The organism is Streptomyces sp. SID13666 (assembly GCF_010548325.1).
Lineage (GTDB): Bacteria > Actinomycetota > Actinomycetes > Streptomycetales > Streptomycetaceae > Actinacidiphila > Actinacidiphila fildesensis.
In genome coordinates this window covers 1-26789 of the sequence record NZ_JAAGLX010000015.1, presented here as the reverse complement: position 1 = coordinate 26789, position 26789 = coordinate 1, and the positions used below count along the sequence as shown (strand labels likewise).

Sequence of the window (26789 nt, the reverse complement as noted above, 5' to 3'; positions counted from 1 at the left end):
TCGGAAAGCGCCTTGGAATCAGCGGAACGCCTCCCCGGCCGCACAGTCCCCAACAGCATCAAGGCTTTCACACTCTCAACGCCCCCGCGCTCCACGAATCCGGACGCCGCCCACCGCGGCGTGCCAACGCAGCAGCGACGTGAGCGGCCCGCTGGTCGTTGCAAGGGCAGTGTTGTGAACCCGCACAGCTGGAAGCACCGCCGTCTGCGACAGCGTGGTGCATACCGCCCGCCCAGCTCCGCGTTTCGGCCCGGTCAGCTATCGAACTGAGCTCACCAGCCGCAATTGCACGTCCTTCTCCTGGTCCCCGGCGGCGGTGCTGCGTTCCTGAACGTTGAAGGCGGCGGATAGTGCCTCCAACATCTCGTCAACCGCCCAGTAGCCGCCCTGGAGGCCGGCCTCGACGGCGGCTGACAGCCGCGCCGGCGCGAGGGGCGCATGCTCGGGGGTCACCTCGAAGGTGGAGGCCCACACGGTGTGCGGGTGCGATGCGGCGTTCGGCGCCTCGTCGTCTGTGCGGTCGCAGTCGAAAGATCGGCGCAGTGCCTCGAAGACGGCATTGGCATCTTCCTGCGAGCAGCTGGTGAGCGTCACCACCACTGGCGTCGTGGGCTGTGTGCTCTTCACGGCAATCCCTTCCTTTCTCGATTGTCCCGTGGAATGGGGATCCGCGCGATCCTGGGCCGCCGAGTGCCGCAGCACGCTGCTTGTGAATCCTGAACTGAGGGCGCGAGAAATCTACGGTGACGCACTTGCCGGAGCCTGGTCGAGTCGAACCACTGACGACCATGATTCCTCGTGTCCTAAGCCGGTGCCACCAGTGCCCGTAGAACAAACCGCCGCGTTCAAGCGCAAGGGCCTTGCACCGCCCCGCACCGCCCCGCCCCGCCCCCAGGGCCATGGCACAGCCTGGCCCCTATTTGCCTCTGCTCGACGACATCTGTGGCTAACAATCTGCGTGACGGGGGAAGGTCACGTCCGTTGGCGTGGTGTATCGACGGCCAATCGGTGATTCGTTTTCAGGCTACTGAACTTGATTGGGTGATGTCGGGGTCGTTTGCCTGACAGTCGCTGGCCCGTTCCGGTAGCCGTGAGGTGTCATCGAGCGCGACGACGAGGCGGTCGCAGTACGGAGGAAGGAGACCTGGCCGTGGGTAGGAGCGTCGCGGCGGAGCGCGGCGCCTGGGTGGTCTTCGAGGACGACGCCGGGCAGTCGATGACTCCGCCGCGGGCCAGGACCTGGGGCCCGATCGGCCAGACACCCGTCGTCCGCGTGCGCGGACGCGGCTCCGGACGGGTGTCGATGGCGGGCATGACCTGCTACAGGCCGGGCGAGCGGTCCCGACTCATCTACGCGGTCCGCGAGTACAGGGGGCGCAAGGACGAACCGAAGGGCTTTGGTTGGCGGGATTTCCGCGACTTGATTGTCCGCGCTCACACCCAGCTCGGCGGCCCGATCGTGCTGGTCTGGGACAACCTCCGCCTCCACCCGACCGCCGGAATACGGGAGTTCATCGACGCGAACGCGGAGTGGCTCACTGTGTTCCAGCTGCCCGCCTACGCGCCCGATCTCAACCCGCAGGAGGGCATTTGGTTCCTGGTCAAGCGCGACATCGGCAACCTCGCCGCCGCCGATCTCGGGCAGATCACCCGAGTCGTCAGGCGCCGGCTCAAGAAGATCCAGTATCGCCCGGACCTGGTCGACAGCTGCCTCACCGGCACCGGACTCACCTTCGACTGACCAGTCGAGTCCCTCGACCCAGCTTGGGTGGGGCGGCAATCATCCCCCCATGACACCCACCTCTGACGTGGGCGGGTACAGGTCGAGGACGACAGTGAGACCCAGCCCGCCGACCTCGGCGAGCAGGCGGGCCGGCAGGACGCACGCTCCCTGACCGCTCTCACTGCCGAACCCGAGAAACAGATCCAGATCGCACTCGGCGGACAGACGCATCAGCTCCTCACGACTGCCGCTGACCACTCGGACCAGCGCCGCGACGTGCTCCTCAAGCTCGCTGTCGCTTCCGAGACCGCTCCGGCGGATCCAGACACTGGACTCCCTCCGGGCACTCCTCGGGTTCCGGGGACTCATCAAGCTCCCCTGTTCGAACAGCTCGTCCGGAACAATCCCCAGACGGGCCGAGATCTCGTCGGCGCGAACGGTCCGACTCATGATCCGAATCGACCCGGCCGCCCACATCGTGTCCGGCAACAGCGATCGCATCGTCAGGTCTTCTGGCACGCCCACACAATCGCAGGCCGATCAGCGTTCGGCCACCGCATTCCCGTCAGGACGCACGCACAGCCCGCCCACCCGACATCACCCAATCAAGTTCAGTAGTACTCCAGCCGTAGATCGTGATCTCGAGGGTGAGGGGCGTCGAGGCGGCAGGTGTCCAGCGTGGATCATCTCGCCCGAGATCGCCCATGCCGTCGCGGGCGTCGGCTCCTTCTCCGTCTACCCGAGTTCACCGCGACGGAGGGAGTCCCTTATCTCGCTGAGCTTCGCGGTCGTTGCCGGGGTCCGCTCCTGCGCTTGTTCAGCGAGTCGGAGGGCATCGTCGATCTCGCTGAGCTTCCTGGAGGACAGGACGGCCGCCCGCTCTATCAGGTCGTCCCGGGACACGGTGGTCAGCCACGTGCACGGGGTGAAGCCCGGACGCGGGAACGCGAGCCGCAGCACGCCTTCGAGCGGCAGCCCTTCACCGGCGCCGACCGTCACTTCGATGCCCAGACCGCTGATGTCGAGGCCCGCCGGAGCGACGACCTGCATCACCTGGAACCCGGACGCGTCGTCTCCTGACAGCAGTACGACCAACCTCCGCTCGTCGAACTGGACCCACCAGACTTCGCCACGTTGCACAAGCCCTCCGATACACAGGACGGCAGGCAGACGCTGCGCGACCTGACGCGGTGTGGAAACGGGTGCGGCCACCGTTGATCATCGGTGTGTGAAGACAAACGATCATGCGGTGGCCGCAGGTCACAGCGTAGACCCTGCCTGCTGGCAGGAGGCGTTCGAGGGCCTGATGAGCCGGATAGCGGGACGCTTCACACGGGTCGAATCCCGACGCCGGGCCAGGAAGTTGGTACTCGGCCAGTTGGCGGACCTGCCGCGCAAGAACTGCTGGACCATCGCCGAGTGGGCCGGGGACAGGACCCCGGACGGCATGCAGCACCTGCTCGGGAGGGCGAAGTGGGATGCCGACCAAGTCCACGACGAGGTGGGTGACTTGTCGTCGAGGGTGGTGATCACAGACTCCATCTGGTGGCGGACGGCGTCGGCGTCGGGCTGTTCGAAGACCGTCCGCAACAAGGTGGCCACCCACGGCTGAGCGGACTTCGGAACCTTGCTCAGCAAGTTGCGCGCGTAGTGGGTGCGGCAGCGCTCCAGGCGGTCCCGGGCAGCGCGGCGCCGATCGCCTCGACTTGGCCCACAGACCAACGGCAGGACGGGGCAGGGGTGCCGGGCCACGTCTCGCATCGGATGGCTGGACTGACGTACCGGCTCGCTGCTGACGGGCGTCCCGTAACGGCGGGGCAACGGAGATGATCTCTCATACCGTCGGTGTGGTCGCGACCACTGACACCGTCCACAGCGGCCCGGTAACGCCCATCTGGACCTGCTCGGGGCGGGCGGCGCCCACTGACGGGTGCTGGCGGTGCTGCGATTCCTGGAAGGAAACGGCTGACCCCGGGCGCCCGGCGAAGACCCGGCCGACGCCGGGGCGGCGAGGAGGTTGGTGTGCGGGGCCGACGGAACCGGGTAACGTTGTCATGTTCTTCCAGACGCCGATGTACGAGTGAGAGCGTGATGGGCCTCTGCTGACGTCCCTCGACGTCGCCGCCCGTCCCCCACCGATGAATCCGTAGATCACTTCACATCATTACCGGGAGAACCCGTGACCGTGAGCAAGAACATCAACAATCCCGTGGGCATGGGCGGCGGCCAGCGCAAGAGGCTGTCCCGCGCCGAGCGGCAGAACAACGGTCCGCACCGCAACCTCGACCGCCAGGGTGCAGCCGACCAGAAGGCGGAGCTGCTGCGCAAGATGCGCGAGAAGGCAGGCGCAGCTGAGGGCACCGGGCAGGCAGGCGACGACACCGCACAGAGCTGACGCACCGCCGCCGCGGAGCGGCATCGCACGGAGCAGGGCCCGGACCGCGACGCGCGGTCCGGGCCCTGCGGCCGTATCGGGGCTCTGCTGCCGCACCGGGCGCGGCCGGTCCCGCTCCGCTCTCAGCCGAGCAGACATAGTGAGCTGGCTTACCGAAGCGGATCAGACATCCCGATCTTGAGGGCTCGCCGCCAGGCTGGCCGGGCGTACGGCGCCGGGGCCGAAGCGGGCGTTGGCCTTGTCGATGGCCGGTTCGATGGCGAGGCGGTTCTCCCGGACTTGGTCCAGGCTCATCTGGTGTGCGGCGGTGTGGGCGGGGCGGAGTTGCTCGGCGCGCAGGGTGAGGGATCGGACGCGGGCGCGCTGCAGGCCGAGTGCCGCGTAGAGCTCGTAGGCGGCGGCACGGATGTCATCCCCGTGTGCTGAGGCTTCGGGCAGGGATCGGGTTCGGGTGCTGGCCGAGCGGTCGGCGTAGCGGGCCGTGAGGAACAGGGCGCCGGCGATCTGCGCCTGTGACCGTAGCCGGGAGGCGAGCTGGTCGCTGAGGCCGAGGAGTACGCGTCGGTGCTGGTCGGGGTCGAGTTCGTCGCGGTCGAAGAGGTGCTCGGAGGTGATGGAGCGGGCGACGGGTTGCGGGGTGACGGGGCGCGGGTCGCGGCCGTGGGCGAGGTCGTACAGGGCCCGGCCCGTGGTCGCCCCCAGCAGACGCTGGGTCGTGAGCAGCGGCGCGTCGGCGAGGTCTCCGACACGGTGCAGACCGTGCCGGGTCAACGTCTTCACGGTGGCCGGCCCGACGCCGGGCAGTGCGCTGACGGGTTGAGGGCGCAGGAACATGGCGATGTCGTGCGGGTCGGGTCCGATGACGGTGATGTCGCCGGGCGGCGTCACGGCGGCGGCCATGCCGGCCAGCAGCCGATTGCCCGCGATGGCCAGCGTCACCTGGACGCCGTGAAGAGCCACCACCCGTAGGCGGATCAGCTCAGCGATATCCCGGGGGCTGCGGTCGAAATAGCGCAGCGCACCGGTGAGGTCCATCTGCGCACCGTCGGGTTCCAGCGCCTGGACGCGGGGGCTGATGTTCTCCAAGAGCTCCAAGAGGTGCTGGTACAGCTCGGGGTCGTCGCGCGTGTTCCCGTGGAAGTGCGCGTGCAGGATGTCGCGCTGTACCGGCTGCATGAGGGTCACCCGCCCGCGCTTCCTGGGCTGGTGTGGCCGAGTCTGGTCAGGTTCGCGGAACGGGTGCCGGCGGGCTGCAGGTCGGCCCATGGGTGCAAGGTGGCGCCGCTGGTTCCGTTGGCGAGGGTGCGCTGCGGGGGCTGGGCGGGGGTGCTTTCGGGACGGGTGGTGTCGCCGAGGAGGCGCAGGACGGCTTCGGGTCCGTCGTCGCGGCGGGCGGCGGCGAGGGCTTCGAGGTCCCAGACGAGGGTGCCCACGACGGTGCGGCGCGGTCCGCGGCGTTGGACGGTGCCGCGGACCAGGAGAAGTCCGCTGTGGAAGATGGTGTGAGCGCAGGCAGCGTGGGAGTCCTCGAAGAAGGCCAGGTCGACAAGACCGGAGCCGTCCTCCAGGGTGACGAAGATGATGCGCTTGCCGGACGCGATGGGCGGGGTCTGCGTCGAGGCGCGCACCCCCGCCACCAGGACGGTCTGGCCGGATTCGAGGGCGCCCAGGTGGGCGGCGTCGGTGGCGCCGACCTCGCGCAGCAGTCGGTGGTGGTGCTCCATGAGGTGCTGGCTGACATCAATGCTCAGGGTCTCGAGCTCGGCACCCAGCGCTTCGCGGCCGGTCATCTCGGGCAGCCCGCTGGGGGCGGAGCTGGTGCTGATGTCCTGCAGCGGTAGCTGCCCGTCACCCTGGTGGCCTCGGGCGTGGCGGTGTAGTTCGGCGATCTGCAGGAGCAGATCCCGGCGGGTCAACGAGCCACGTAGGGCGTCCAAGGCGCCGACTTCCGCGAGGCGTTCCACGGTCGGCCGTGCCGGGCGGGCGCGCTGCCACACGTCCTGCAGCGAGGCGTAGGGCTGGGCGGCCACCAGCCGGGCGACCTGGTCGTCGCTGATGCCTTTGACCGCGGACAGCGCCAACCGCACACCCCAGGTTCCGTCGGGCATCGGCTCCACGGTGTGGGTGGCCTGGGAGTGGTTGACGTCGACGCTGAGGATGGGCACGTTGTGGCGGCGGGCGTCCGCGACGATCACCCGCTTCGGCCACATCCCTGGGTCGTGCTCCAGCAGCCCTGCGTACAGGGCAGCGGGATGGTGGGCCTTGAGCCAGGCGGACTGCAGCGCCGGCACCGCGAAGGCGACGGCGTGTGCGCGGCAGAAGCCGTAGGCGCCGAACGATTCGATGATCTCCCACACCTCGTCCAGCACCGCCGGGGTGTAGCCCCGGGCTCCGGCCTCGCGTAGGAACCAGTCGCGCAGTTTCGGCAGCCGGTTCTTGTCGCCCAGGGCGCGGCGGGCGATCTCGGCCAGGGAGCGGTCACAGCCCGTGAGGGTCGCGAGCATGTCGATGATCTGCTCGTGCCAGATCGTCACCCCATAGGTGTCGGCCAGCACCGGTTCAAGATCGGGGTGCGGATAGGCCGGGGCGGCGCCATGGCGGGCGGCGATGTATTGCGCGGGCATCCCGCCGGCGACCGGGCCGGGGCGGAAGAGGCTGATGTCGGCGATGACGTCCTGCGGGTCACGCGGCTGCAGCCGGGCCAGAAGGTCTTGTTGGCCGGGGCTCTCCAGCTGGAACAGGCCGATGGTGTCGGATGCCTGGATCAGCTTGAAGGCGAAGAAGTCATCGAGCGGCACCTGATGGCTGTCGTCGAGATCAATGTGCTGGCCGGTGGTGCGCTGGATCTCGGTGACGGCGTGCGCCATGGCGGACTGCATCCGCACCCCCAGCACATCCAGTTTGATCAGCCCGAGGTCTTCGACGTCCTCCTTGTCGGCCTGCACCATCGGATATCCGCCGGGTGTGGGTTGCACCGGGAGCCGGTTCAGGAGGGTGGCGTTGCTGACGATGACGCCGCACGGGTGCATCGCCATCCCTCGCGGCAGCGCGTCCAGTCCCTCAGCGAGCTCCCACAGCGGCCCGAACTGACCGGCCACCGCAGCTAGTTCGCGCAGTTCCGGCAGCTCGGCCATCGCTGAGGTGATGTCGCAGGCCCGGATGTGCGGAAAGGATTTCGCGATGCGGTCCACCGTGTGCGGGGCGATGCCCAGGGCCATCCCGGTGTCGCGGAGCGCGTGGCGGGCGCGGTAGGTCTCGGGCATGCCGGTGACCGCGACGCGGTCCGTGCCGAAGCGTTCGATGATGCGGTCATAGACGTCCAGGCGGCGGGCGGACTCCACATCGATGTCGATGTCCGGCAGCGAGGTACGTCGCGGGTTGAGGAACCGTTCGAAGAGCAGGTGGTGTTCCAGCGGGTTGGCGGTGGCGATGTACAGAGCGTGATTGACCATCGACCCGGCCCCCGAACCACGGGCAGCCACCCGAATGCCCATCTCCCGCACATCGGCGACCACGGCCGCGACGGTGAGGAAGTACGTGTCGTACTGCAGGCCCGCGATGACCGCCAGCTCCTCCTGAAGCCTCTGCACCGCGGCCGGGTCGCGGTCCAGGCCGCGTCGGACCATGCCCGCCTCACACCGCTCCCGCAGCAACGCCGCCGCCTCAGCAGGACCGGTACCCGCGCCGACCACGCCCGGCTCGGGAAAGTGCGGGGTGCCCAGCCCCAGATCGGCCACCGGATCGACCCGGCACCGCACCGCCGTGCCTGCGGTCTCCGCCATCAGCTGCTGTGCACGCTCCGGCCCGGCACCGGCGGCTTCGGCGATGCGGTCGGCGGCCGCGGTCATTGATGCCGCGTCCTTCAGCCACCGCTCCCCCGTGTCGAGGCGCCGACGGTCGATGGGGCGCAGCAGCCGGGCGGCGTCCAGGACGTCCGCGAGGCGGTGCTGGTCGCGGTCGGCGTAGCGGACCGCATTGGTGAGCACAGCCGGGATGGTGAGCCGGTCGGCCAGAGTCAGGGTGCGGCCGGCCAGCCGCAGCGAACCGGGTCCGGTGCCCTGCAGCCCGAACCACACCACCTCCATCCGCAGGTTGTCGCCGGCCAGGTCCCGCCACGGGGCGATGAGCTGCTCGGCCAGGTCCTCACGGCCGGCGGTCAGGGCGCGGACGGGTTCGGAGACCGGGCCGAGCAGAACCGTCAGCCCCTCCCCCGCGTGCCGCCCCAGGGCCGACCAGGACACCACCGGCAGGCCCGCGACCGTATCCGCGTACGCGGCGGAGATCAGGCGGCACAGGCGCGCCCACCCGTCGGCGTTCTGCGCCAGCAGCGTCACTCGCAGGGGCGCCTCCACCACATGGGCACCGCCGCGCACGGGGGTCCGACGACGAAGCTGGGCCCCGAGGGGCGCCTCGCAGTGAGGTGCGACGGCGATGTCGACGCCGAAGATCGGGCGGACGCCGCGGGCGTCGCAGGCCTTGGCGAACCGAACGGCGCCGGTGACATTGTCACGGTCCGTGAGCGCCAGCGCACCCATGCCGCGCTCCGCCGCCCGGCGCACGAGGTGATCGACGTGCGCGGCACCGTAGCGAGCCGAATAGCCCGACGTGGCGTGGAGGTGCGTAAACGACGACATCCGCACCTCCAGTCCTCACCCACACGCCCTCCCCACCGGAAGCACTCCGTCGCATCTCCACCATAACCCCCCATCCGTACATTCGTTCGATTGGGACTCTCTGTCACCACTCGCATCAGCTTGGCCATGGGACTGCAGTGCGGTCGCGGGGCGACTGCGGCGGTCGTAGCGTCGACACATGAGCCGCTCAGCTGAGGGAACGGTGCGATGAAGCCGCTGTGGTCCGGGACGGTCAGCTTCGGCCTGGTGTCCATCCCGGTGCGCCTCGGGTCGACGGTCAGCAGCCACAAGATCCCGTTCCGGCAGATGCACAAGGCGGACCACGGTCCGGTGCGGTACCGCAAGAAGTGCGAACTGGACGACACGGTCCTGAACCCGGACGAGATCGGCCGCGCCTACGAGACCGCCGACGGCACGCTGGTGGAGATCACGGACGACGAGCTCGCCGCCATGCCGCTGCCCACCGCGAAGACCATCGAGATCAGCGGCTTCCTCGACATGGCCGACGTCCCCATCGCCCAGTACAACAGCCCGTACGTCCTGCAGCCCGGCCCCGGCGGGGACAAACCGTACGTCCTGATGCGCCAGGCCCTGGCCCGGTCCGGGAAGGCCGCCGTGGGGAAGGTGGCACTGCACAACAAGGAACACCTCGTGCTGATCTACGCCTACGAGGACGTCCTGATCGCGCACACCCTGCACTGGCCCGACGAGATGAAGTCACCGGCCGAGGCAGCACCCACCGGAAAGGTGGAACTCGCCGACAACGAGATCAAAGCCGCCATCGCCCTGATCGACGCCTTGGGCGAAGCCGACCTGGACGCCTACGAGGACCGGTACACCACTGCGGTGGCGGACCTGGTGCGGGCCAAGGTCGACGGCGCCGAAATCACCCCTGCCGGCACCCCCGCGCCCGCGGCCGGGAAGGTCGTGGACCTGATGCAGGCACTGGAAGCCAGCCTCGCCCAGGCCAAGGAGAACCGCGGCGAAGACGCCACGGTCCACGACATCGCCCCCGCGAAGAAGACCGCAAAGAAGGCGCCGGCGAAGAAGACCGCCGCCAGCCACGCCTCCACGTCCGACACCCACAGCCGCACGCGCAGCACACCCAAGGCCGGCGGCGAGGGAAAGAAGTCGACCGCGAAGAAGGCAGCCAAGAGGGCCCCGGCGAAGAAGGCTGTTGCGCGCAAACGCAGTGCCTGATGCCTACGGTCAGTACCCCGCGAGGGTCGACGAGCCCAGCAAGGTTCCGGGGCAGGTCGCCGCGTGAAGGCAGCGGACCATGCCTTCCGCACCCACAGTTGGCTGCCCCAAGGTTCCCCACCTCCTGACGGCCTGCCCCTCCTCAGGCAGGATCAGTGCTGGTGCAGTTCCGGGCGCATCGGCGAAGTCCCACTGTCGCCCACCTCGCCGGCCCCCAACTCCTCGACCGGATCCTCACCCAACTCCCCACCGGATACGCCCTCCTGTTCGGCCGCGACGCGCTCACCCAAGCCCCCCAGGCGGTGTCTTCAAACGATCTTGAGTGATGGATCATGGTCGGGTGATACGTCGACATGACCTGTCTGATGCGAGTGGGAGTTCGTCCAGCCGCTGCTGCCGGTGTCGCTGCAGGGCAGGAAGCGGATGGACGACCGTACGGTGCTCAACGGCATCGTGTGGAAGTTCCGCACCGGAACAGCGTGGACGACCGCGCGATAATCGCCCAGCTACGGCGTCCCGGCGCAGCCCGCCGGAAAACCGGCGAGCCGCACCGGCAGACCTGGGTCAGTTCCAGGACCACATCTGCCATGCCCCGCCGTTGCAGGGGAACCACATCGCCTGCCTGCTCTGCCCGCCATCCAGGCACTTGGACGCGTCGTGTGCCCAGCGGAAGCGGTAGTAGGTACGTCCGTCGACGGTGCCCGCCTTCTCGACGGTCCACCTCTGCCAGTCGCCGCCGTTGCACGAGAACAGGCCCGAGCTCTGTCCACCGTCGAGGCACTGGCCCGCGTTGTCGCTCAGTTGGTAGGTGCTGTCAGTAGTCGGGGCAATGTCCCGCCAGATCTGCACCGGGGAGCCGTTGCAGCCCCAGGTGCTGACCCAGCCGCCGCCCCCGTCAAGACACTCACTCTTCGCGAGGTTGTACATCTCGCCGTTCCGCCAGGCGGCGCTGGCACTGCCCGCCGTAGCGGCGGTGACGCCGCCGGCAAGTGCGAGCGTGGCGGCGGCCGTGGCAAGGACGCGTCGGGTAGTTCGGAGCTTGAGCATGGTGCTGGTCTCCTCAATCTGACGAATCGTGCGCTGATGGGTCTCTGTAGATGCTTCCGGTCGCACCGGGCAGGCGTGGCAGGCAACTCGGTTGGGCCTCGGCCAGCGGAGCGAACCCAAGGAGCACCTGGAGCGACCGCAAGTAATGGCGTGTCGCCGCTGGTCAGAGGTCGCGTCCCCCGAAAGGAAACGCACCCCCGTTGCCCAGCCGAAGAGTGCGAAATACGAGTCGCGCCTGGCATTGATCAATCCGGCCACCTCCCCTGGTCGCCTCAAGCGCGGAATCCGAAGGCACGCTCCGCACGCATGGCCCGCCTATTGGTCTTCGGTGAGCACCGCTACGGAGACGCTATGGACACGTGTCCGTCGGCCGTCCTGGATTCGTCCTTGATTCGTCCTAGGCGGTGTCTTCAAACAATCTTGAGTAGTGGATCATGGTCGGGTGATACGTCGACATGAACTGTCCGATACCGAGTGGGAGTTCGTCTGTCCGCTGTTGCCGGTGGCATCGTGGATCGACCATGCCCCTGGCCCCCGCACAACTCGGACGCAGCCCGTGCCGCCGCGCCTGCCCGCCCGGTGGCCATGGCCCGCGAGCCGTGGCTGGCGGTCGGCGACGTCGTGAGCGGGTCACCCACGCCGAACAGGTGGTGAAGGCGATCGTGCCGCAGCCTGATGTGGACAGTCGCGGCAGTCGCCTGTGGTTCGCGTCCGCGACCGCCGCCGCGTTCCCGGCCGCCCACCTCGTCTCGCCGCAGCCGGCCGGCATCCCGATCGGCAGAATCGTGGACCACGACGGACCTCGCGCGGTCATGACCGGCGGGCCCGTCCTGGCGGTGTCGTCTGTCCTGGTGATCGCTGCCGCCTCGAGCCTGGGGTCTCACCGTCGCCTGGGTCCGGATGGAACCGCATGCCCTGGGGGGAGACGAATTCGCCCTCCCACGGCAGGACGCCCGGCGAAGTCCCCGATTGCCACGTAGACTTGGGCGGAGGCCGAGAGAGCCCGAAGTTCACCCACTGCTGCAGCCCGCCCGGTCGGTCCTGGGCGCCGAATAGTTGTCGCTGGCCGACCGCCAACTCCCGGAACTCAGGCGGCTGCCCGCCTATTGACGCTGCATACCCACGGTGATTCACTTCCAGCCTGAGAGCGCTCTCCCGCGGCTGAGGGACCAGCCGCGGCCGCCCCATCCACCACGTCCAGGGAGAGCTGTGTCTGTCATTCCCACTCGCCGTACCGTGCTGCGCGGCGCTGCCGTCGCCGCTGCGATACCGCTGGCCGGCGGCATCTCCGCCGGATCGGCATTCGCGTCGTCGTCCGCGTCCGCCTCGTCGTCGCACGAGCCCGGAAACGTTTACGGTCACGGCGCCGCCGCACTCGGCCCGAACGTCCTGGTCTTCGACCCGTCCATGGGCGACGCCGCGATCCAGGCCAAGGTCGACGCCGTGTTCGCCCTCCAGGAGTCCAACCAGTTCGGCAGCGAGCGCTTCGCCTTGGCCTTCCGGCCTGGCACTTACAACGTCGACATCAACGTCGGCTTCTACACCCACGTCCTCGGCCTCGGCGCCGCCCCCGGCGACGTGGTGATCAACGGTCATGTCACGGTCGACGCCCAGTGGTTCGAGGGCAACGGCACGCAGAACTTCTGGCGCGCCGCGGAGAACCTGACCATCGTGCCGCCGGACGGCCTCAACCGCTGGGCCGTCGCCCAGGCGTGCCCGCTGCGCCGGGTCCACATCAAGGGCAACGCCACCCTGTGGCCGAGCCCGCCCGGCAACCGGTGGTCCAGCGGCGGCTACCTGGCCGACAGCGTGGTGGACGGCTATGTCGAGTCCGGCTCGCAGCAGCAGTGGCTGTCCCGCAACGACACCATCGGCAGCTGGACCGGCGCCAACTGGAACATGGTCTTCGTCGGCGTCCAGGGCGCACCCGCCCAGTCCTTCCCGACGCCGCCCCACACCACCATCGACCGCACCCCGGTCGTCCGCGAGAAGCCGTTCCTGACCGTGGACCGGCACGGCTCCTACCAGGTCTTCGTGCCCGCGCTGCGACGTAACTCCACCGGCACCACCTGGGCGAGCGGACCGGCCGCGGGCCGCACCATCGCACTGTCCCGCTTCTTCGTGGCCAGGCCCGGCGACTCCGCCGCCGAGATCAACCGCGCGCTGGAACACGGGCAGCACCTGCTGTTCACCCCCGGCATCTACAACCTGTCCTCGACGATCCGCGTCACCCGCCCCGGCACGGTCGTGCTGGGCCTGGGCTACACCACGCTGCGCTCGACACACGGCAATACGCTCATCGAGGTCGCCGACGTGAGCGGCGTCACCGTCGCCGGTGTGCTCGTCGAGGCGGCCTCGGCGCACACCCCGGTGCTGCTGCGGGTCGGCAAGGAGCGCAGCCGGCGCCGCCACGACTCCGACCCCACCGCGCTCTTCGACGTCTTCGCCCGGATCGGCGGCGCCATCGCCGGCGGCGCCGGCGTCAGCGTGCAGATCGACAGCAACGACGTCTTCTGCGACCACCTGTGGCTGTGGCGCGCCGACCACGGCCTGGACGACACGGTCGGCTGGGCGGTCAACCCCGCCGACACCGGCTTCCTGGTCAACGGCGACCACGTCACCACGTACGGGCTGTTCGTGGAGCATTACCAGAAGTACGAAGTGCTGTGGAACGGCGACCACGGCCGCACGTACTTCTTCCAGAACGAGCACCCGTACGACGTGCCCACCCAGAGCGCCTGGGTGCACGGCTCCACCAAGGGCTACGCCGCCTACAAGGTCGCCGACCGGGTCAGGGAGCACCACGCCTGGGGTCTGGGCAGCTACTGCTTCTTCAACCTCAACGCGGACATCTACACCGACCGCGCCTATGAGGTCCCCGATTCGCCCGGCGTCGTCTTCACCGACCTGATGACCGTCTGCCTCAACGGCGCGGGCGGTGGCGGCATCGTGCACTGCATCAACAACGCCGGCGACCCCGTCCAGAACGGCTTCGGGACATACAACATGAAGGCGTACAGCAACGGCGAGAGCGTCGTCTGACGCCCTTCATCGCGCCAACGAACGCCGCGGGCGGGCTCCTCGAAGGGGCCCTCCCGCGCTGGCGGCGGGGGGCGGTTCGGGGCTGACGTAGGTCAATCGCTCCCCATGGATCGCGTCGCAGGGCTCTGGTCCGGCCGATCGCCACAGGGGACCACGATCGCGCCGTCAGCCACAGCCACTCCGTCTTCCGGCCTCAATGGCCACGACGATATCGAGCTGGACGTGCCGGGAGCGGCGACGGATGGGCAGCGCGGCAGCGCCTGAGGGCCCTGCCACCGCATCGTGCCGAATGGCGGCCACCGCCCTACCGGCAGAGGCCGCCCGTGCCGCGGAGCGGCCCGGCGGCTACTTCGCGAGGAACGCTTCGGCCTCGCACTTCTTGGCCCATGTGAACGCGTTGTCGTTCACGCTTGAGTCGTCGAACGCGAGCAATCCGTCGTCCTGGACGGTGGCTTTGACGTTGTGGGAGCGCAGGCAACTCACCCAGCGGTCCGCTTTCTCCCGGAATTCCGGATCCTCTCTGGCGGCCCGCATTTCCAGGAGTTCAGGCTCCTTGCTGCCGCAGGTCTTCTGGGCTTCCGCGTACGCCGCGTCCTGGCGCAACGGCCCTTTCCAGGTGCCGTCCGAATTCTTCAACATCGTGAGCCCTTTCCTGGCCAGGCAGTCCATCCATACCTGGTTCACCCGGTCCGACTCCTCCTCGGATGTGTCGGGCCTGATGAGGGGCCGCTCGGTCTGCGCCGATGGCGATGACGACGCCGACGGCGCCTTGTTGGGGACGGCTACGCTGGCGACGGCCGTGTCGCGCGCCTCCTCGGTCGATTCCGCCCCGCCACCGCATGCCCCGAGCAGGCCTATCGAGGTGAGCGCGGCGACGGTTGCGAGCAAGCGCGCGGCGCCTGGTGAAGGGGGCGCATCGGCAGTGTGCATGGTGTGATCCTCTCCGGTGTGTTCGATGAATCCATAGGGGTGCGGTGGGGATATGTGGTGCCCGGGCGGCTGCCGCGCGGGCAGGCCGCGGGGGCGCGGTGTCATGCCGAGGCCAGAGCCGCGGTCGGGGACAGCCGGGAGGCGCGGACGGCCGGATAGACGCCGGCGACGATTCCGACGAGTACCGCGCCGCAGAGCCCGGCGCTCACCGCGGGGAGCGGGACGACCGGCGGCCAGTCCTCGTATGCCGCGTAGCCGATGGTGCCGAGCACTCCGAAAATGATCCCGGCAAGGCCGCCGAGACCGGACAGCACGATGGACTCGGTGAGGAACTGACTGCGGATCTGACCCCGGTTGGCGCCCAGCGCGCGGCGTAGTCCGATCTCGCGGCGGCGTTCCAGGACGGAGATCACCATGGTGTTGGCGACACCGATACCGCCGACCAGCAGCGCGACACCGGCCAGGCCGATGAACAGCCCGGAGAAGGTGGCCTCGGTGGAGCGCTTCGCGGCCAGGGCGTCCGACGGTCTGCTGACCAGTACCTGGCTCGGGGAGAGCGGGTCGATCGTGGCGGGGAGTACCGCGTGCACGTCTTCGATCGCCGCCTCCTGCGCCTGGATGAACAGCTGCGTCGGGCGGCGGTCGAAGCCGAGCGCGGTGTGGGCGGACTCCCAGCCGATCATGACGGCGCGGTCGATCTCCGGGGCCAGCGGGACGGTCCGCAGGATCCCGATCACGCTGAACCACCGGTCGTTGATCAGTACGAGCGGCGGGCTCTCACCGGGGCGCGGATCGGGGAAGCCCAGCCGGGCCGCCGCGACCGTGCCGAGCACGGCGGTGGGAATCGTCCCGGTGGCCTCGGAGAGGTAGCGGCCGGAGCGGACCTGCGCGTTGACCAGGTCCAGGAGGTTGGACTGGGCTGCGAGCACGGTCAGTCCTGAGGCGTCCAGCGGGCCCTGCCGGTCGGTGCGGCGCACCACGGCATGGGTGTTGGCCACGGCGGTCACGGCCTTCACGGGACCGATGCGTCTGACCATCGCGACCGACTCGGCGGGGAACGCGACCGGCCGGCCGTTCGAGGCTTGGCTGTCAGCGACCGCCTGCAACCTGTCGGTGCCCAGCGCGGTCAGCTCCGCGTCCAGGGCCTTCTGGCTGGAGGCCGGGATGCCGGTGACCACGATCATGGTGGCGATGCCGATGGAGATGCCGAGGGCGGACAGCGCCGCCCGCATCCGCCGGGTGTGGATGCCGATCAGCCCGAGCCGCAGCAGATCGGCGGGCGAGAGCCGGACGGGCCGGTGCAGCGGGGTGGTCGCGGAGCGCTTGCGCGGGCTCGTCGGCAGGTCGCGCATCGAGCCGCGCCGTGGGGTCGGCTTCACGGCGCGACCCCGATGGTGTCCGGGTCAGCGGTGCAGGGGCCGTCGGCGGTGTCGGTGACGATGCGGCCGTCCTGGATCTCCACCCGCCGCGGCAGTCGCGCGGCGATGTCCCGGTCGTGGGTGATGAGCGCGATCGTGGTCCCCTCCTCATTGAGCTGGGTGAGCAGTTCCAGCACGGCGCGCCCGTTAACGGTGTCCAGCGCGCCGGTCGGCTCGTCCGCGAGAACGAGCGTGGGCTCGTGGACGAGAGCCCGCGCGATGGCCACCCGCTGCCGTTCGCCGCCGGAGAGCTGATGCGGCCGGTGACCGGCCCGGTGGGCCAGTCCGACCCGCTCCAGCGCGGCGAGCGCGAGCGGGCGGCGCCGCTTCCTCGGCACCCCGGCGTAGAGCAGGCCGGTGGCCACGTTCTCGGTGGCGGTCAGCCCCTCGGACAGGTGGAACTGCTGGAAGACGAAGCCGAGCCAGCGTCCCCGCAGCGCGGACAGCTGCCGGTCCGGCAGCGTGGTGACGTCCTGGCCGGCGATAACGACACTGCCGCGGGTCGGCCGGTCGAGGGTGCCCATGATGTTCAGCAGCGTGGACTTGCCGGAGCCGGACGGGCCGACGATGGCGAGCAGTTCGCCGTCCTGTATCTCCAGGGAGACCCCGGCCAGCGCGCTGACCCCGCCGGGGTACTCGACCGCGGCGTCGCGGACCGACAGTACCGATGTGCCCAGGGCCGTCACGACGACGTCACCACCTGGGTGCCCCCGGCGATCCCGTCCCCGCTGATCTCGGCCATCCCCTTGGCGATCAGGCCGGTCTTCACCGCGACCGTCCGTCCGTCGGCGGTGCGCAGCCCGTAGCCGCCTTCGCGGAGCGCGAGCAACGCGGCGACCGGAACGGCGAGCACTCCGGGCCGCATCTCGGAGACGAACTCCACCTGGACCGGCCCCGAGTCGAGCTTCTTCACCTTGCCTGGGTCGGTGAACGAGACCGTGACCGTGACCTTCGCCGGTCCGCCGTTCCCGTTCGCCGACTGCTCGGCATCGGTGCCGATGTCGGTCACCTTGCCGGCGGTCGAGGTGCCGTCGGGGAGTTTCACGGTCACCGGGTCGGCGCGTTTGATGGAGCCCGCCTGGGAGGCGTCCACCGGCACGGTCACGGCCTTGGCTGTCGAGGTCACCTTCAACAGCGGTGCGGCGACCGGGTCGCCCACCTGGGCAGCGGCACTCTCCACACGGACCGCACCGCTGAGCACCGCTACGTCACCGGGCTCGATCACACCGGTGGACGGCACTCCTTGGGCGGTCTGCCAGCGCTTGATCGCGGCCACCAGAGCCCGGGTGAGTACGCCGTCCCCGGACTTGACGCGCACCTGCGTGACCGTACCGGGGCTTCCGGTCGGCCCCGTCCCGGTCGTGGCCCCGCCGCGGCCGGTCGCGGACGGCCGGGGGGCCGGGCTTCCGCCACTGGGTGTCCCCTTGCCGGGGGCGGGTGAGGGCTTGGCCGAGGCGGTCCCGTCCGGCGCCGCGTCCGGCCCGCCGCCCGCCGATGCCGTACCGTCCGCCGGAGCGGTCACGGTGACGACCTGTCCTGGCGAGGGCTGGACCCCGATGTCGTACCGCAGGGCCCGCAGGTTCTCGGCGATCACTTTCACATCCCGCCCGACCGTGTTCTGGCCCGCGAGGCGCCGGTAGAGCGGCACGGCGCCGTAGAAGACCGGCACCGCGCGGTCGTCGACCCGATAGAGCACCTGGCCCTGGGCCACTGTGCTCCCACCGGGGGCCAGCCATGTCACGATGCCGCCCCCCGCCCCCTTGACGGTCTGCGGTTTGCCGTAGCCGAGCGTTCCGTCGAGGGACCGGCTGTCGGAGAGATCCATCCGGACGACCTTGACCGTACCCGCCGACGGATCCGCCTTGGACGGTGTGGAATTGCCGCCTTCCCCCCACGGCACACCCACCGCGATTCCGGCCCCCGCCAGCCCCGTCATCAGCACGGCGGCGACGATCCGGACACGGCGGCGCCGGCTCCCTGGCGCACTGGCGCCGATGGTGGTGGGGTCCTCCTCCGTTCCGGTGGCGGGTTCCACCTCCGGGCGGGTCACCGCGAGAACCCCGCGGCGATGGGGCCAAGAGGCACTCCTGCCGCGCCGCCGGAACGCCGGCCCTCGTCCGTCGCGCGGGTGCGGCCCCGGACGGGACGCCACACGGGCGGCGCGGCGGCTTGAACGATGTCGTGGATCATTGAAGACGACTCCCAGAGTGACGCGGACACTGCCACCGGGTGCACGGACGCATCACGCGGTCCCAGGTGGTCGGAGTCGGGCCGGGGCCCGGCTCCGGGTATGGGCTCGACGATGCCGGACCGGATTCAGGGCGCCTTCAGCACAATGTATTCAGATTGTCAGAATCGTTCGTCCGCCCGGAGCACCTGCATATAGTCGCCGCCATGAGCGCACAGATCCTGGTCGCGGAAGACGACGTCAGGCAGGCACAGGTACTGCGGATGTACCTGGAGTCGGAAGGCCACAGCGCGGTGGTCGTGCACGACGGGCGCTCGGCGATCGACGCCGCCCGGCGGCTCCGGCCGGACCTGCTCCTGCTGGACGTGATGATGCCGAAGGTCGACGGCCTCGACGTGTGCCGGATCCTGCGCCAGGAGTCCGCCATGCCGGTACTGATACTGACCGCCAGCTCCACCGAGGAGGACCTGCTGATCGGTCTCGACCTCGGTGCCGACGACTACATGACCAAGCCCTACAGCCCACGCGAGTTGATGGCCAGGATCCGGACCCTGCTGCGACGGGTCGAACGCGCCGCGCCCCCGGACGACGGAGTCCTGAAAGTGGGCGCGATCACGGTGAACCCGCTCCGCCACGAAGTGCGGGCGCCATCCGGAGAACTCGTCACCTGCACCCGTGGCGAGTTCACGATCCTGTCGGCCATGGCAGCCGAGCCCGGCCGGGTGTTCACCCGCAAGCAACTCCTGGAGCGCACCCGGGGCTGGGACGTCTCCTCGACCGATCGCACCGTCGACATGTACATAATGAACCTGCGCAAGAAGCTGGAGCCCGACCCGCGCCGCCCCGTTCACCTGGTGACCGTCTACGGCGTCGGCTACAAGCTGACCGCAGGACCCGACCCCAGCAGGCGATGACGTGGGCCGCTTCGGGGTACCGCTGCACACCAGCCTCTTCGCCCGGCTGCTCTTCGCATCCCTGCTGGTCGCGATCTGCTCGGTGGCCGCGACCACCTGGCTCGCCGTCACCACCACCACACGAGCGATCAACACGGAGCAGGGCCGGTCGTCGAAGGCCGACGCCCGCATCTACGACGCCCTGATCGGCTACTCGGCCACCCACACCGACTGGGGCGGGGTTCAGGGACTGGTCCGCGAGCTGGCAGCGGGAACCGGCAGGGCGATCACCCTCACGACCTCCGCCCGTACCCGCATCGCGAGCTCGGAATCGACTGTCCGCCTTCCGGACAAGCCATCCGCCTCCATCGACCCGCTGCGACTCGACCCGGTCCTGTCCCAGGAGAGCGACGGCCCCATCGACCCGCGCGCGGTCGGCCCCTTTCTCCTGGAACAAAAGGAGCAGGACCAGGAACGGTTGAGAGTGCGCAAGATCACCGACTGCCTGACCTCCAGGCAGATCGCCGCCAAGGCCGTCCTCCTGCCCAGCAGACGTTTCACGATCCAGCTCACCGGGCCCGAAGCCGACAGCCGGGCGAAGCTGGCGAAGGACTGCGGTATCGACCTGCTCAAGCTGCCGTTCGGATCGGAGGAACTGCCGCTCACCCAGGTCGGCGAACTGGCCTCGGAGTGTCTGCGACAGCAGGCCAGACCACCTGTCGAGGTGTTCCCTGACTTCTCCTGGCGCTTCCGCGGGAACAGCGACAAGGAGAACTCGGACCGCGCCGCACAGGAGTGCGTGAACGACGGTCGCCGACAGCAACTCCGCCCCTACGTCTCGCCCCCCGTTCTGCTGTTCGTCTCCGATCGCGGAAATCCGGGCGGAACCTCCATCGAACTGTCGGCGGCGAACACCCTTCGGATCTCGGGCGCCGCGGGCATCGTCCTCACCGTCGCCTGCGCCGTGACCGTCCTGCTGGGCCTCCGGCTGGTCCGCCCGCTGCGCGCCTTGATCGCGGCGGCCCAGCGCCCGGCCGACGAGGCGGTGCGGGTCCCGGTGCTGACCCAGGACGAGATCGGACGTGTCGCCGTGGCCTTCAACGACCTCGCCGATCGCAGGGAGACCCTGGAACGGCAACGCAGAGCCATGGTCAGCGACGTGGCGCACGAGCTGCGCACCCCGCTGACCAACATCCGCAGCTGGCTGGAGGCGGCCCAGGACGGTCTCACACCGGCCGACCACCATCTGCTCGCCCTTCTGCTGGACGAGGCGATGCTGCTCCACCACATCATCGACGACCTGCGCGACCTCGCCGCGGCCGAAGCCGGAAGCCTCGTACTGCACCGTGAAGGGCTCCAGGTCCGTCAGGTACTGGAGCAGGTGGCAGCGGCCCATCACGGGGCCGCCGGCCCGGCAGGCGTCGCGCTGTTCATCGACGCCGCAGAGCAGTTGGAGGTGTACGCCGACCCGGTGCGACTGCGTCAAGTGATCAGCAACCTCGTCTCCAACGCGATCAGGCACACACCGAAGGGGGGCCGCGTCGTGCTGCGATCCCGTGTGGAGGGCGACGAACTGCTCATGGAAATCGCCGACTCCGGGAGTGGCATCGACCCGGCAGATCTGCCGCATGTCTTCGACCGGTTCTGGCGTGCGGACAAGTCCCGCACCCGGCAGACCGGCGGCAGCGGCCTGGGCCTGGCCATCACCCGCAAGCTGACCGAGGCGCACGACGGAACAGTGTCGGTGACGAGCGCTCCCGGCCTCGGCTCCGTCTTCACGGTCCGGGTGCCACGGTAGAAGCGGGGTTGTGGGACAGCCCTCAGGAGGTTCGGTGGGGGTCCTTCGAACGGATCCGATCGGCTGAGCGCGTTACCGCGCTGCCGGCATCACGGTCCTGGACCTGGCCGTGGCGTGAGAGCAGACGTGGGATGCCGCAGGCTCAATATGCGGCGCACCTCAATCCGCCCGTCCGGATGGGGTGATCGCGGCCACTACGGCAGCGGCGGCCGGCCGCCGAAGTTCGACCCGCAGAATGACAAGGCTCGGCACGCGATCGAGTGCGGCATCAACCGCCTCAGGAAGCACCCGCCCGTGGCACAAGGTGCGACGAAATCGCGGCCGCGACGAGGCGACCGTCCTCGTCGCGGCCATCAGCGAGTGGCGGCGCGTACGGGCGGTCGGGCTCGTGGAGCCAGGCGGGGCGCACATCCCGCGGCCCTCGTCCAGCAGGCCCGACTCAGCCCGGAACGGCTCCGTTCGTTGCCCACGCCCCCGTCCCGCCGGAAGGCTCCGGTGAGGGTGCCGGACGCGCGGACCAGCCCTGTCGGTGTGATTCGACGGGCTCGACGCCCTCGCTCTGCTGTGCCGTGCCCGTCTGCGGAGTTGGGTCCTGCCGACCCGCACCGACGTGTTCGTCACTGCTCCTGCTCTCATGACTGACCGGTGTCCCCGGCCCTTGCCCGGGAGCGGTGTTCGCCTGCGTCGTCTCCGCCTTCGGCTCCGATGGCTTGTGGTAGGCAGGTGTGGCGGCTTGGCTCGGAGTCCCGACTTCGCCTGTTTGGTGGCGCGGCGATGGAGTCGCGGGAGCGGAGGGAGCGGATGTCGGCGCGGATGTCGGCGCGGATGTCGGCGCGGTGTTGGCAGCCGATGGAGGCGAAGGGAGACCTGCGGGCTGCGAATCGCTCTGAGAGTCAGGCCGGCAGACCTGGCCAAGCCGACCGGAGTCCATCGGATCCTGGAATCTGGCCGAAGCCGACTGGATCGTGATGCCGTAGCGGCCGGCAGGCTGGTAGCCATTGTGCTGGGTTTGTGAGAACGAGTGCCTTTGCTGTTCCCCCGGAGTGGGTGTGCGGGGGAACGGCGCCGCGGTATCGCCCGGGTTCGGCGTCCCAGCGTGTCCGCCAGTGCCGGGAAGCTGTGGGCTCGGGTCATCCGAGGGCAGCGAGGATGGTGATGATGACGTGCCGCCACTGCTCAGCATCCAACCGACGACAACGAGACTTCCTATCACACCGATCCCGCAGGCTCCCGTAAGCTTGCCGGTCCTGCCCACGGATCGTGTTGGCCTGCTGAACGGACCTGAGGTCCGGCGCCGACTCGGCCGTGCCAACGGAATGCCGGCCTCCTGCAGTGCGTGGTCTTCGGCCCCCCTGCCGGGAGCAGTGAGATTCTGGTGCGGGGTGTTGATGCTCGATCGAGGCGCGTCCCCCCTTCGGTCCCACTGGACTGCCTCGTCTGTGGGAGGCATGTCCCAGGCCGACCGGAGAGGGACGGAAGCGCGACGCGAGGGCCAACTGCCCCGATTTGACCCGCTCGCCCGGTCCGCGCGCTCGGATGCTCCTACGGCACCCGCAGAGATGGTGTCCTGAAGTTGTGTCCCACGAGCCCACAGTGGTCGTACGGCGTGTGCTTCCGAAACAGTGGTGCGCTCCCCGGACGCTGGGCTCGTCTGCTTCCGCGGCCGGAACGCATCCCAGTTCTCGACGCCGGAAGCAGATTCGCGCGACGACTCGGCGGCCGCGCCATCGGTCAGAGACGGCGGGCGACTGCGGCCGTGGTCGTCCCGCCACACGGTGTGGGGCAGGGGCGTGGACTGCGGACTCGTCCCCAACGCGGGCCCACTCAGGCTGTGTTGCAGAAAGATATCGGATGTGCGCAGCTCGGCGCGTGCGGCGCCCAGGGCGTCCAGAACGTCATGGAAAGCCTCCGTGATCGAACGGCCCCGGTCGGGCTCCGAAAGGTATTCTTCCCGCGGTTCGATGGGGTCGGTTCGCATCACAGTCCTCCTCAGCCGACACGTCCGCAGTGACCGGGTACGGGCAACCGACGCGTCTCTGGCGATCAGATAGGCATCTGAACGATCGAACATGCCCCTTCCTCGATACTCCGGCGGACAACGTCCGCACAAAATCGTTCAGTTGCCCAGCCATACGCATCCCGTCGGAACTTTTCTCATCTGTCGCTGCAGTCCGCGGAGAAGCCCAGGAGCCGGTCGATCTCGTTCGACCGCAGGACGTTGTCACACGGCAGCCGGACCTGGACCGTCGCGCCGGCGTGGTTGCTGACCCGGATGCGGACCGCAACCGGACCGGTCGAGGTCATGTCCGGCACCGCCTCGTGGTCCGGCGACCTGCAAGCTCTCTTCCAGCTCGGCGGAGACGGCGTTGGCCAACGCCCCAGGTCAACGGATGCGGTGAGAGGTCTGCCCAGTCGGGCGCAGGCCGACGCCTATGAGGGTCGGCGGGCCCGGCCTGCGGCCGGATCCGCCGCGCCGGTCCGTCGTGGACTGCTCTCAGGCGCTCACCGACGACTGGGCCTCGGCCGCCGCACAGTACAGCCGGCGCAGCCGCACCACTCCCAGGTCGGCTGGTACAGATTCTCCCTCTGGTCGGCGTCGGCCGGCACGGCCTCCAGCATCACCCGGTCCTGCTCCAGGACCTCCCAATGGCGCTTCTCGATCAGCGTCTTGTACAGGAAGCGCCAGGGCGCCCGCTGCCAGTCCTCGACCCGGCGATAGCGCCAGAAGAAGACCCTGGTGCGCTGCTCGTACACCGGCAGATCATGCCCACGATCCCGAACGGTCCGCCGGCGCCGGCCGACGGGGCCGCCTGCCTGGGTGCACTGGTCCCATCGCCGGTGGGACGTCCGGAAAGAACCGCGGTCCTGGCTTTGCGCACGGCGAGGTCGGTGGAGCGGGGCGCGGTCCATGCGGGCCGGGCGGGAGAGAGTGCTCGTTGCTCGTTCGCACCAACAACGCATTGGACAGGAGGGTGTGGCACGCTGCGTAGATCGCAATGATCTCGGTCCGGACCAGGAAGCAGCTTTCGCATGCAGCCGCATGCTGGTCGAAGTCCTGGGATCGAGGGAAGACTCCGTATTTGACGTTGTCGTTCAGCACGGCGACCAGGTGACGGCAGTCCCGGCTGGGGGCCTGCGCGGCATAGGTACGGAGGTACGCCTCGTAGAGGCCACCGAGGGCTCGAGCGGACGGGGGTCCGCTGTGTCGGGGCTCAGTTCCGGTAGGGGTGTCGTGAGTCCGGCTCGTCTCCCGAGGGTGTGCAACAGGATTCTCTGCGATAGTTCGGGCAGGTTATGGAAGGCCTGCATCATGGGCGATTCGGCTTCGTCAGCCGCCGGCTCGAACACAGATCTCCTCCTACGCAGGTGGGCTTTCGGGGTGGGCACGGATTCCGCGGACAGGGCGTCCCGGCTCGGCAAATTGCGCCTTGGGTAGGGCCGGTCCCCAGGTGCCCGCAGAGAATCGACCTGTGAGTTGGGGACCTGCCTTCGTGGGCGGGGCCGGGCCGGGCAGTCCGCTGCCCGACCCGGCCCGGGTCCGAAAACCGGGCCCGAGAACAGCGTCAGCGGGCGCGATATGTGTAGACGGCGGTGGAGGCGGCGCACTCGCCGGGCGGGATCATCTCGACCCGCAGGGTGCGAGTGCGGGCGTCGTAGTCCACTCCTTCGGTCTCGAACCCGGTTCCCGCGCAGGCGGAGCGCTGCGGGAGCGGGAGGATGACGGAGACGTGGCCAGTGACGGGCTTGCCGTCGAGCGCACGGCCGAGGTCCACCTGGAACAGCGGGCGCTCCACCGGCCACAGCGACAGGGTGCTGTCGTCGGAGGCGCACACCAGGCGCCTCGCCGAGACGAAGTCGCAGCCCTGGATGTCCCGTACGGGGTGGTCCAGGGAGATCCGGCCTGCCTCGGGAAGCTCGCCGCCACCCGCGGGGGCCCGGGTGTTGAAGACCGGTGCGGGAAAGACCAGGAGTCGGTCCTGCTGGTCCCACTCGCCCGAGACCAGCCACTGCGCGTCGGGGGAAACGGCGGCGAAGGAGTTGTTCATCCGCTCGTCGCCTTGGAGCTGATGCGTGTAGACGAGGCGCTTCCCGCCCGGGGTGGTGACGGCGAACATCTTGGCTGTCGCACCGCCATTGCCCTGGTAGGCGTCGAAGATGTGCTGGCGGGCGATCTCCGGGTCGCCGATGTGGGTCCAGCCCTGGTCTCTGAGGTCCTGGGGGATGGAGCCGCCGCCCCGGAACAGCAGGCTGTGGTTGCTCCAGGACGCCAGGCCCTGCCCACCGTCCTGCGAGTTGACGTACGAGACGCCGGTCTCGGTCCATCTGTCGGAGGAAGGGGAGCAGGAGGCGACAGCGGTCGCCGTTCCACTGGCGGTGGCCAGGGCGAGTGCCCCGAGGAGTACGAGGAACTTCTTCATGGCTTTTCAGACCTTCGTCTCAGTAGAGATGGGGTTGGTGCAGAACCACGTGTCGAGCCAGGGGTTGCCGTGGCCCGGCACGTGCGGAATCGGTCCGCTGGGGTCGATCGAGGCACCCAGGCATCCCGCCCGTTGCGCTTGCCGGTGCTGCCGCGCAGCCAGGGATGATGCTGTGCGGGCATGACGGGCGTGTCTCTCCTCTTCCGGGGAACGGCGGGTGCTGGAGCGACAAGGAGGGTCCAGTCCGTGCGGTGGGTGCCCCGGCGCGACATGACGCGCCGGCAGGGGCGGGAGCCACATGGGGGCGGGCTGAAGTCACCGTGGGCGACGCGGGTGTGGATCACCGGCAGTCGAGCGATATCGGTTCGCCGTGGTGCCCGGCAGCGCCATCACACAAGTGCCGCCGAAGAGCGACGCGGCCGCACCCGGAGCGGCTCGCACACGAGCGGGTCAGCACCTGTCACGAGAGCGCTCCGCTTCAGCGCTCAGTGGGCCGCTTCCGATCGGTGCGTGCCATCGGCTAAGACTCGGCCGGGAATTCTCATGCGCTTCATACCTTGCGGTCCGGTCGTCCGTTCGGGGTGGAGCAGCCTGCGCGCGATGGAGACGCCGGCCTTCGAGATGCCGCCGAATCCCGCCGCATGTCCGGCGGTGGCCTCCGACAGCCCCTCCCTTCACGTACACGCAACGCCCGGCCGCCCCACGGGGCGGCTGTCGGCCGGCGTCTGCAGCCTCCCGTAGCTCCGTACCTTCCGGGTGAATCCCCCCTTACTGTCAGGGGCGAGCCAGATGGCCGTCCGACGCCCGCTGGAGCGGCACCTACGGGTTGTCGAGAGAGCGTGCCTGAGGCGCAACAGCACACCGCTGAGGGTGTCACCGTCCTTCCGGTTGCCGGGGATCACGGCACGAGCAGTGGTTCAACGGGCGGCACCTTCGCTGGCCCAGTCACTGGTCCGCCGGTGCGGAGCGCCTTGTCAGAGGGCGGTTCGTGAGTTGATGTCCGGTTCTGGGTGAGACGGGATAGGGCTATTGCTTGCGGATGAAGATGCCGGTGTCGACCTCGGTGAGGACGTCGAGTTTGACCAGTCGTTTCAGCTTGGCGC

The 26789-nt window shown here is 69.3% G+C and carries 18 protein-coding genes and 4 pseudogenes; 8 read left to right on the top strand and 14 right to left on the bottom strand.

Features of this window, described 5'->3' with window-relative positions; translation table 11 throughout:
• Positions 1-258: 258 nt before the first annotated feature.
• Positions 259-627, bottom strand: coding sequence for a hypothetical protein (locus G3I60_RS20465; protein WP_164297738.1), 369 nt, complete (start codon positions 625-627; stop codon positions 259-261).
• 589 nt (positions 628-1216) lie between these two features.
• On the opposite strand from G3I60_RS20465, the gene G3I60_RS20460 reads away from it, so the two are divergent.
• Positions 1217-1741, top strand: a complete 525-nt coding sequence (locus G3I60_RS20460; RefSeq protein WP_239070046.1) for a transposase — start codon at positions 1217-1219, stop codon at positions 1739-1741.
• 39 nt (positions 1742-1780) lie between these two features.
• Here G3I60_RS20460 and G3I60_RS20455 read toward each other — a convergent pair whose 3' ends face one another.
• Together G3I60_RS20455 and G3I60_RS20450 are read right to left on the bottom strand one after the other, a co-directional pair.
• Positions 1781-2242, bottom strand: a complete 462-nt coding sequence (locus tag G3I60_RS20455) for a DUF4279 domain-containing protein (RefSeq protein WP_138351879.1) — start codon at positions 2240-2242, stop codon at positions 1781-1783.
• Positions 2243-2458: 216 nt separating this feature from the next.
• Entirely contained in the window at positions 2459-2863 is a 405-nt protein-coding gene (locus G3I60_RS20450; protein ID WP_164297736.1) for a type II toxin-antitoxin system PemK/MazF family toxin, read from the bottom strand.
• A 166-nt stretch (positions 2864-3029) separates the two neighbouring features.
• Between G3I60_RS20450 and G3I60_RS20445 the strand changes: the two are divergent.
• A pseudogene (locus G3I60_RS20445) lies at positions 3030-3233 on the top strand (transposase); the annotation flags it as partial.
• On the opposite strand, the pseudogene G3I60_RS20440 reads toward G3I60_RS20445, so the two are convergent.
• Positions 3227-3435, bottom strand: a pseudogene (locus G3I60_RS20440) (transposase); the annotation flags it as partial. The pseudogenes G3I60_RS20445 and G3I60_RS20440 sit on opposite strands and share 7 nt — an antisense overlap.
• A 467-nt stretch (positions 3436-3902) precedes the next feature.
• Here G3I60_RS20440 and G3I60_RS20435 point away from each other — a divergent pair.
• Entirely contained in the window at positions 3903-4118 is a 216-nt protein-coding gene (locus G3I60_RS20435) for a DUF6243 family protein (RefSeq protein ID WP_187145197.1), read from the top strand.
• A gap of 162 nt (positions 4119-4280) precedes the next feature.
• Here G3I60_RS20435 and G3I60_RS20430 read toward each other — a convergent pair whose 3' ends face one another.
• Positions 4281-5294 (bottom strand): hypothetical protein, encoded by a 1014-nt coding sequence (locus tag G3I60_RS20430; protein ID WP_164297777.1) that lies wholly within the window; start codon positions 5292-5294, stop codon positions 4281-4283.
• A 5-nt stretch (positions 5295-5299) separates the two neighbouring features.
• Positions 5300-8752, bottom strand: a complete 3453-nt coding sequence (locus G3I60_RS20425; RefSeq protein ID WP_164297734.1) for a DNA polymerase III subunit alpha — start codon at positions 8750-8752, stop codon at positions 5300-5302.
• Positions 8753-8959: 207 nt separating this feature from the next.
• Between G3I60_RS20425 and G3I60_RS20420 the strand changes: the two genes are divergently transcribed.
• Positions 8960-9952 (top strand): Ku protein, encoded by a 993-nt coding sequence (locus G3I60_RS20420; RefSeq protein ID WP_164297731.1) that lies wholly within the window; start codon positions 8960-8962, stop codon positions 9950-9952.
• Positions 9953-10333: 381 nt separating this feature from the next.
• A pseudogene (locus tag G3I60_RS47075) lies at positions 10334-10450 on the top strand (transposase); the annotation flags it as partial.
• A gap of 66 nt (positions 10451-10516) precedes the next feature.
• Here G3I60_RS47075 and G3I60_RS20410 read toward each other — a convergent pair.
• Positions 10517-10999: an RICIN domain-containing protein gene (locus G3I60_RS20410; RefSeq protein ID WP_164297728.1), complete on the bottom strand. Its 483-nt coding sequence runs from the start codon at positions 10997-10999 to the stop codon at positions 10517-10519.
• Positions 11000-12208: 1209 nt separating this feature from the next.
• Between G3I60_RS20410 and G3I60_RS20405 the strand changes: the two genes are divergently transcribed.
• Positions 12209-14041, top strand: coding sequence for an adenylyl cyclase (locus G3I60_RS20405; RefSeq protein ID WP_343241810.1), 1833 nt, complete (start codon positions 12209-12211; stop codon positions 14039-14041).
• Between the two features lie 345 nt (positions 14042-14386).
• Here the strand turns inward: G3I60_RS20405 and G3I60_RS20400 are convergent, their stop codons facing one another.
• The 4 genes from G3I60_RS20400 to G3I60_RS20385 all read right to left on the bottom strand — a co-directional run bounded on the left by G3I60_RS20400 (position 14387) and on the right by G3I60_RS20385 (position 18439).
• Positions 14387-14971, bottom strand: coding sequence for a hypothetical protein (locus G3I60_RS20400; RefSeq protein WP_164297726.1), 585 nt, complete (start codon positions 14969-14971; stop codon positions 14387-14389).
• 101 nt (positions 14972-15072) lie between these two features.
• A complete protein-coding gene (locus G3I60_RS20395) occupies positions 15073-16350 on the bottom strand; it encodes an ABC transporter permease (RefSeq protein WP_343241809.1) in 1278 nt (425 codons plus the stop codon).
• On the bottom strand, positions 16347-17066 hold the full coding sequence (locus tag G3I60_RS20390; RefSeq protein WP_138352069.1) for an ABC transporter ATP-binding protein: 720 nt from the start codon (positions 17064-17066) through the stop codon (positions 16347-16349). Before G3I60_RS20390 ends, G3I60_RS20395 begins: the two co-directional genes overlap by 4 nt.
• Positions 17067-17071: 5 nt before the next feature.
• Positions 17072-18439: an HlyD family secretion protein gene (locus G3I60_RS20385; RefSeq protein WP_239070035.1), complete on the bottom strand. Its 1368-nt coding sequence runs from the start codon at positions 18437-18439 to the stop codon at positions 17072-17074.
• A 344-nt stretch (positions 18440-18783) separates the two neighbouring features.
• Here G3I60_RS20385 and G3I60_RS20380 point away from each other — a divergent pair, with 344 nt between their 5' ends.
• Together G3I60_RS20380 and G3I60_RS20375 are read left to right on the top strand one after the other, a co-directional pair.
• Positions 18784-19491 (top strand): response regulator transcription factor, encoded by a 708-nt coding sequence (locus tag G3I60_RS20380; protein WP_164297724.1) that lies wholly within the window; start codon positions 18784-18786, stop codon positions 19489-19491.
• Position 19492: 1 nt separating this feature from the next.
• Positions 19493-21268 (top strand): HAMP domain-containing sensor histidine kinase, encoded by a 1776-nt coding sequence (locus tag G3I60_RS20375; protein WP_164297722.1) that lies wholly within the window; start codon positions 19493-19495, stop codon positions 21266-21268.
• 2154 nt (positions 21269-23422) lie between these two features.
• On the opposite strand, the gene G3I60_RS20370 is transcribed toward G3I60_RS20375, so the two are convergent.
• From G3I60_RS20370 to G3I60_RS20360, 3 genes and pseudogenes are all read right to left on the bottom strand, one after another.
• Entirely contained in the window at positions 23423-23572 is a 150-nt protein-coding gene (locus G3I60_RS20370) for a hypothetical protein (protein ID WP_164297720.1), read from the bottom strand.
• Between the two features lie 190 nt (positions 23573-23762).
• Positions 23763-24072: pseudogene (locus tag G3I60_RS20365) on the bottom strand (3-phenylpropionate dioxygenase); the annotation flags it as partial.
• A gap of 759 nt (positions 24073-24831) precedes the next feature.
• Complete coding sequence (locus tag G3I60_RS20360) at positions 24832-25686, bottom strand: hypothetical protein (protein WP_164297718.1); 855 nt, start codon at positions 25684-25686, stop codon at positions 24832-24834.
• Between the last annotated feature and the right edge of the window lie 1103 nt (positions 25687-26789).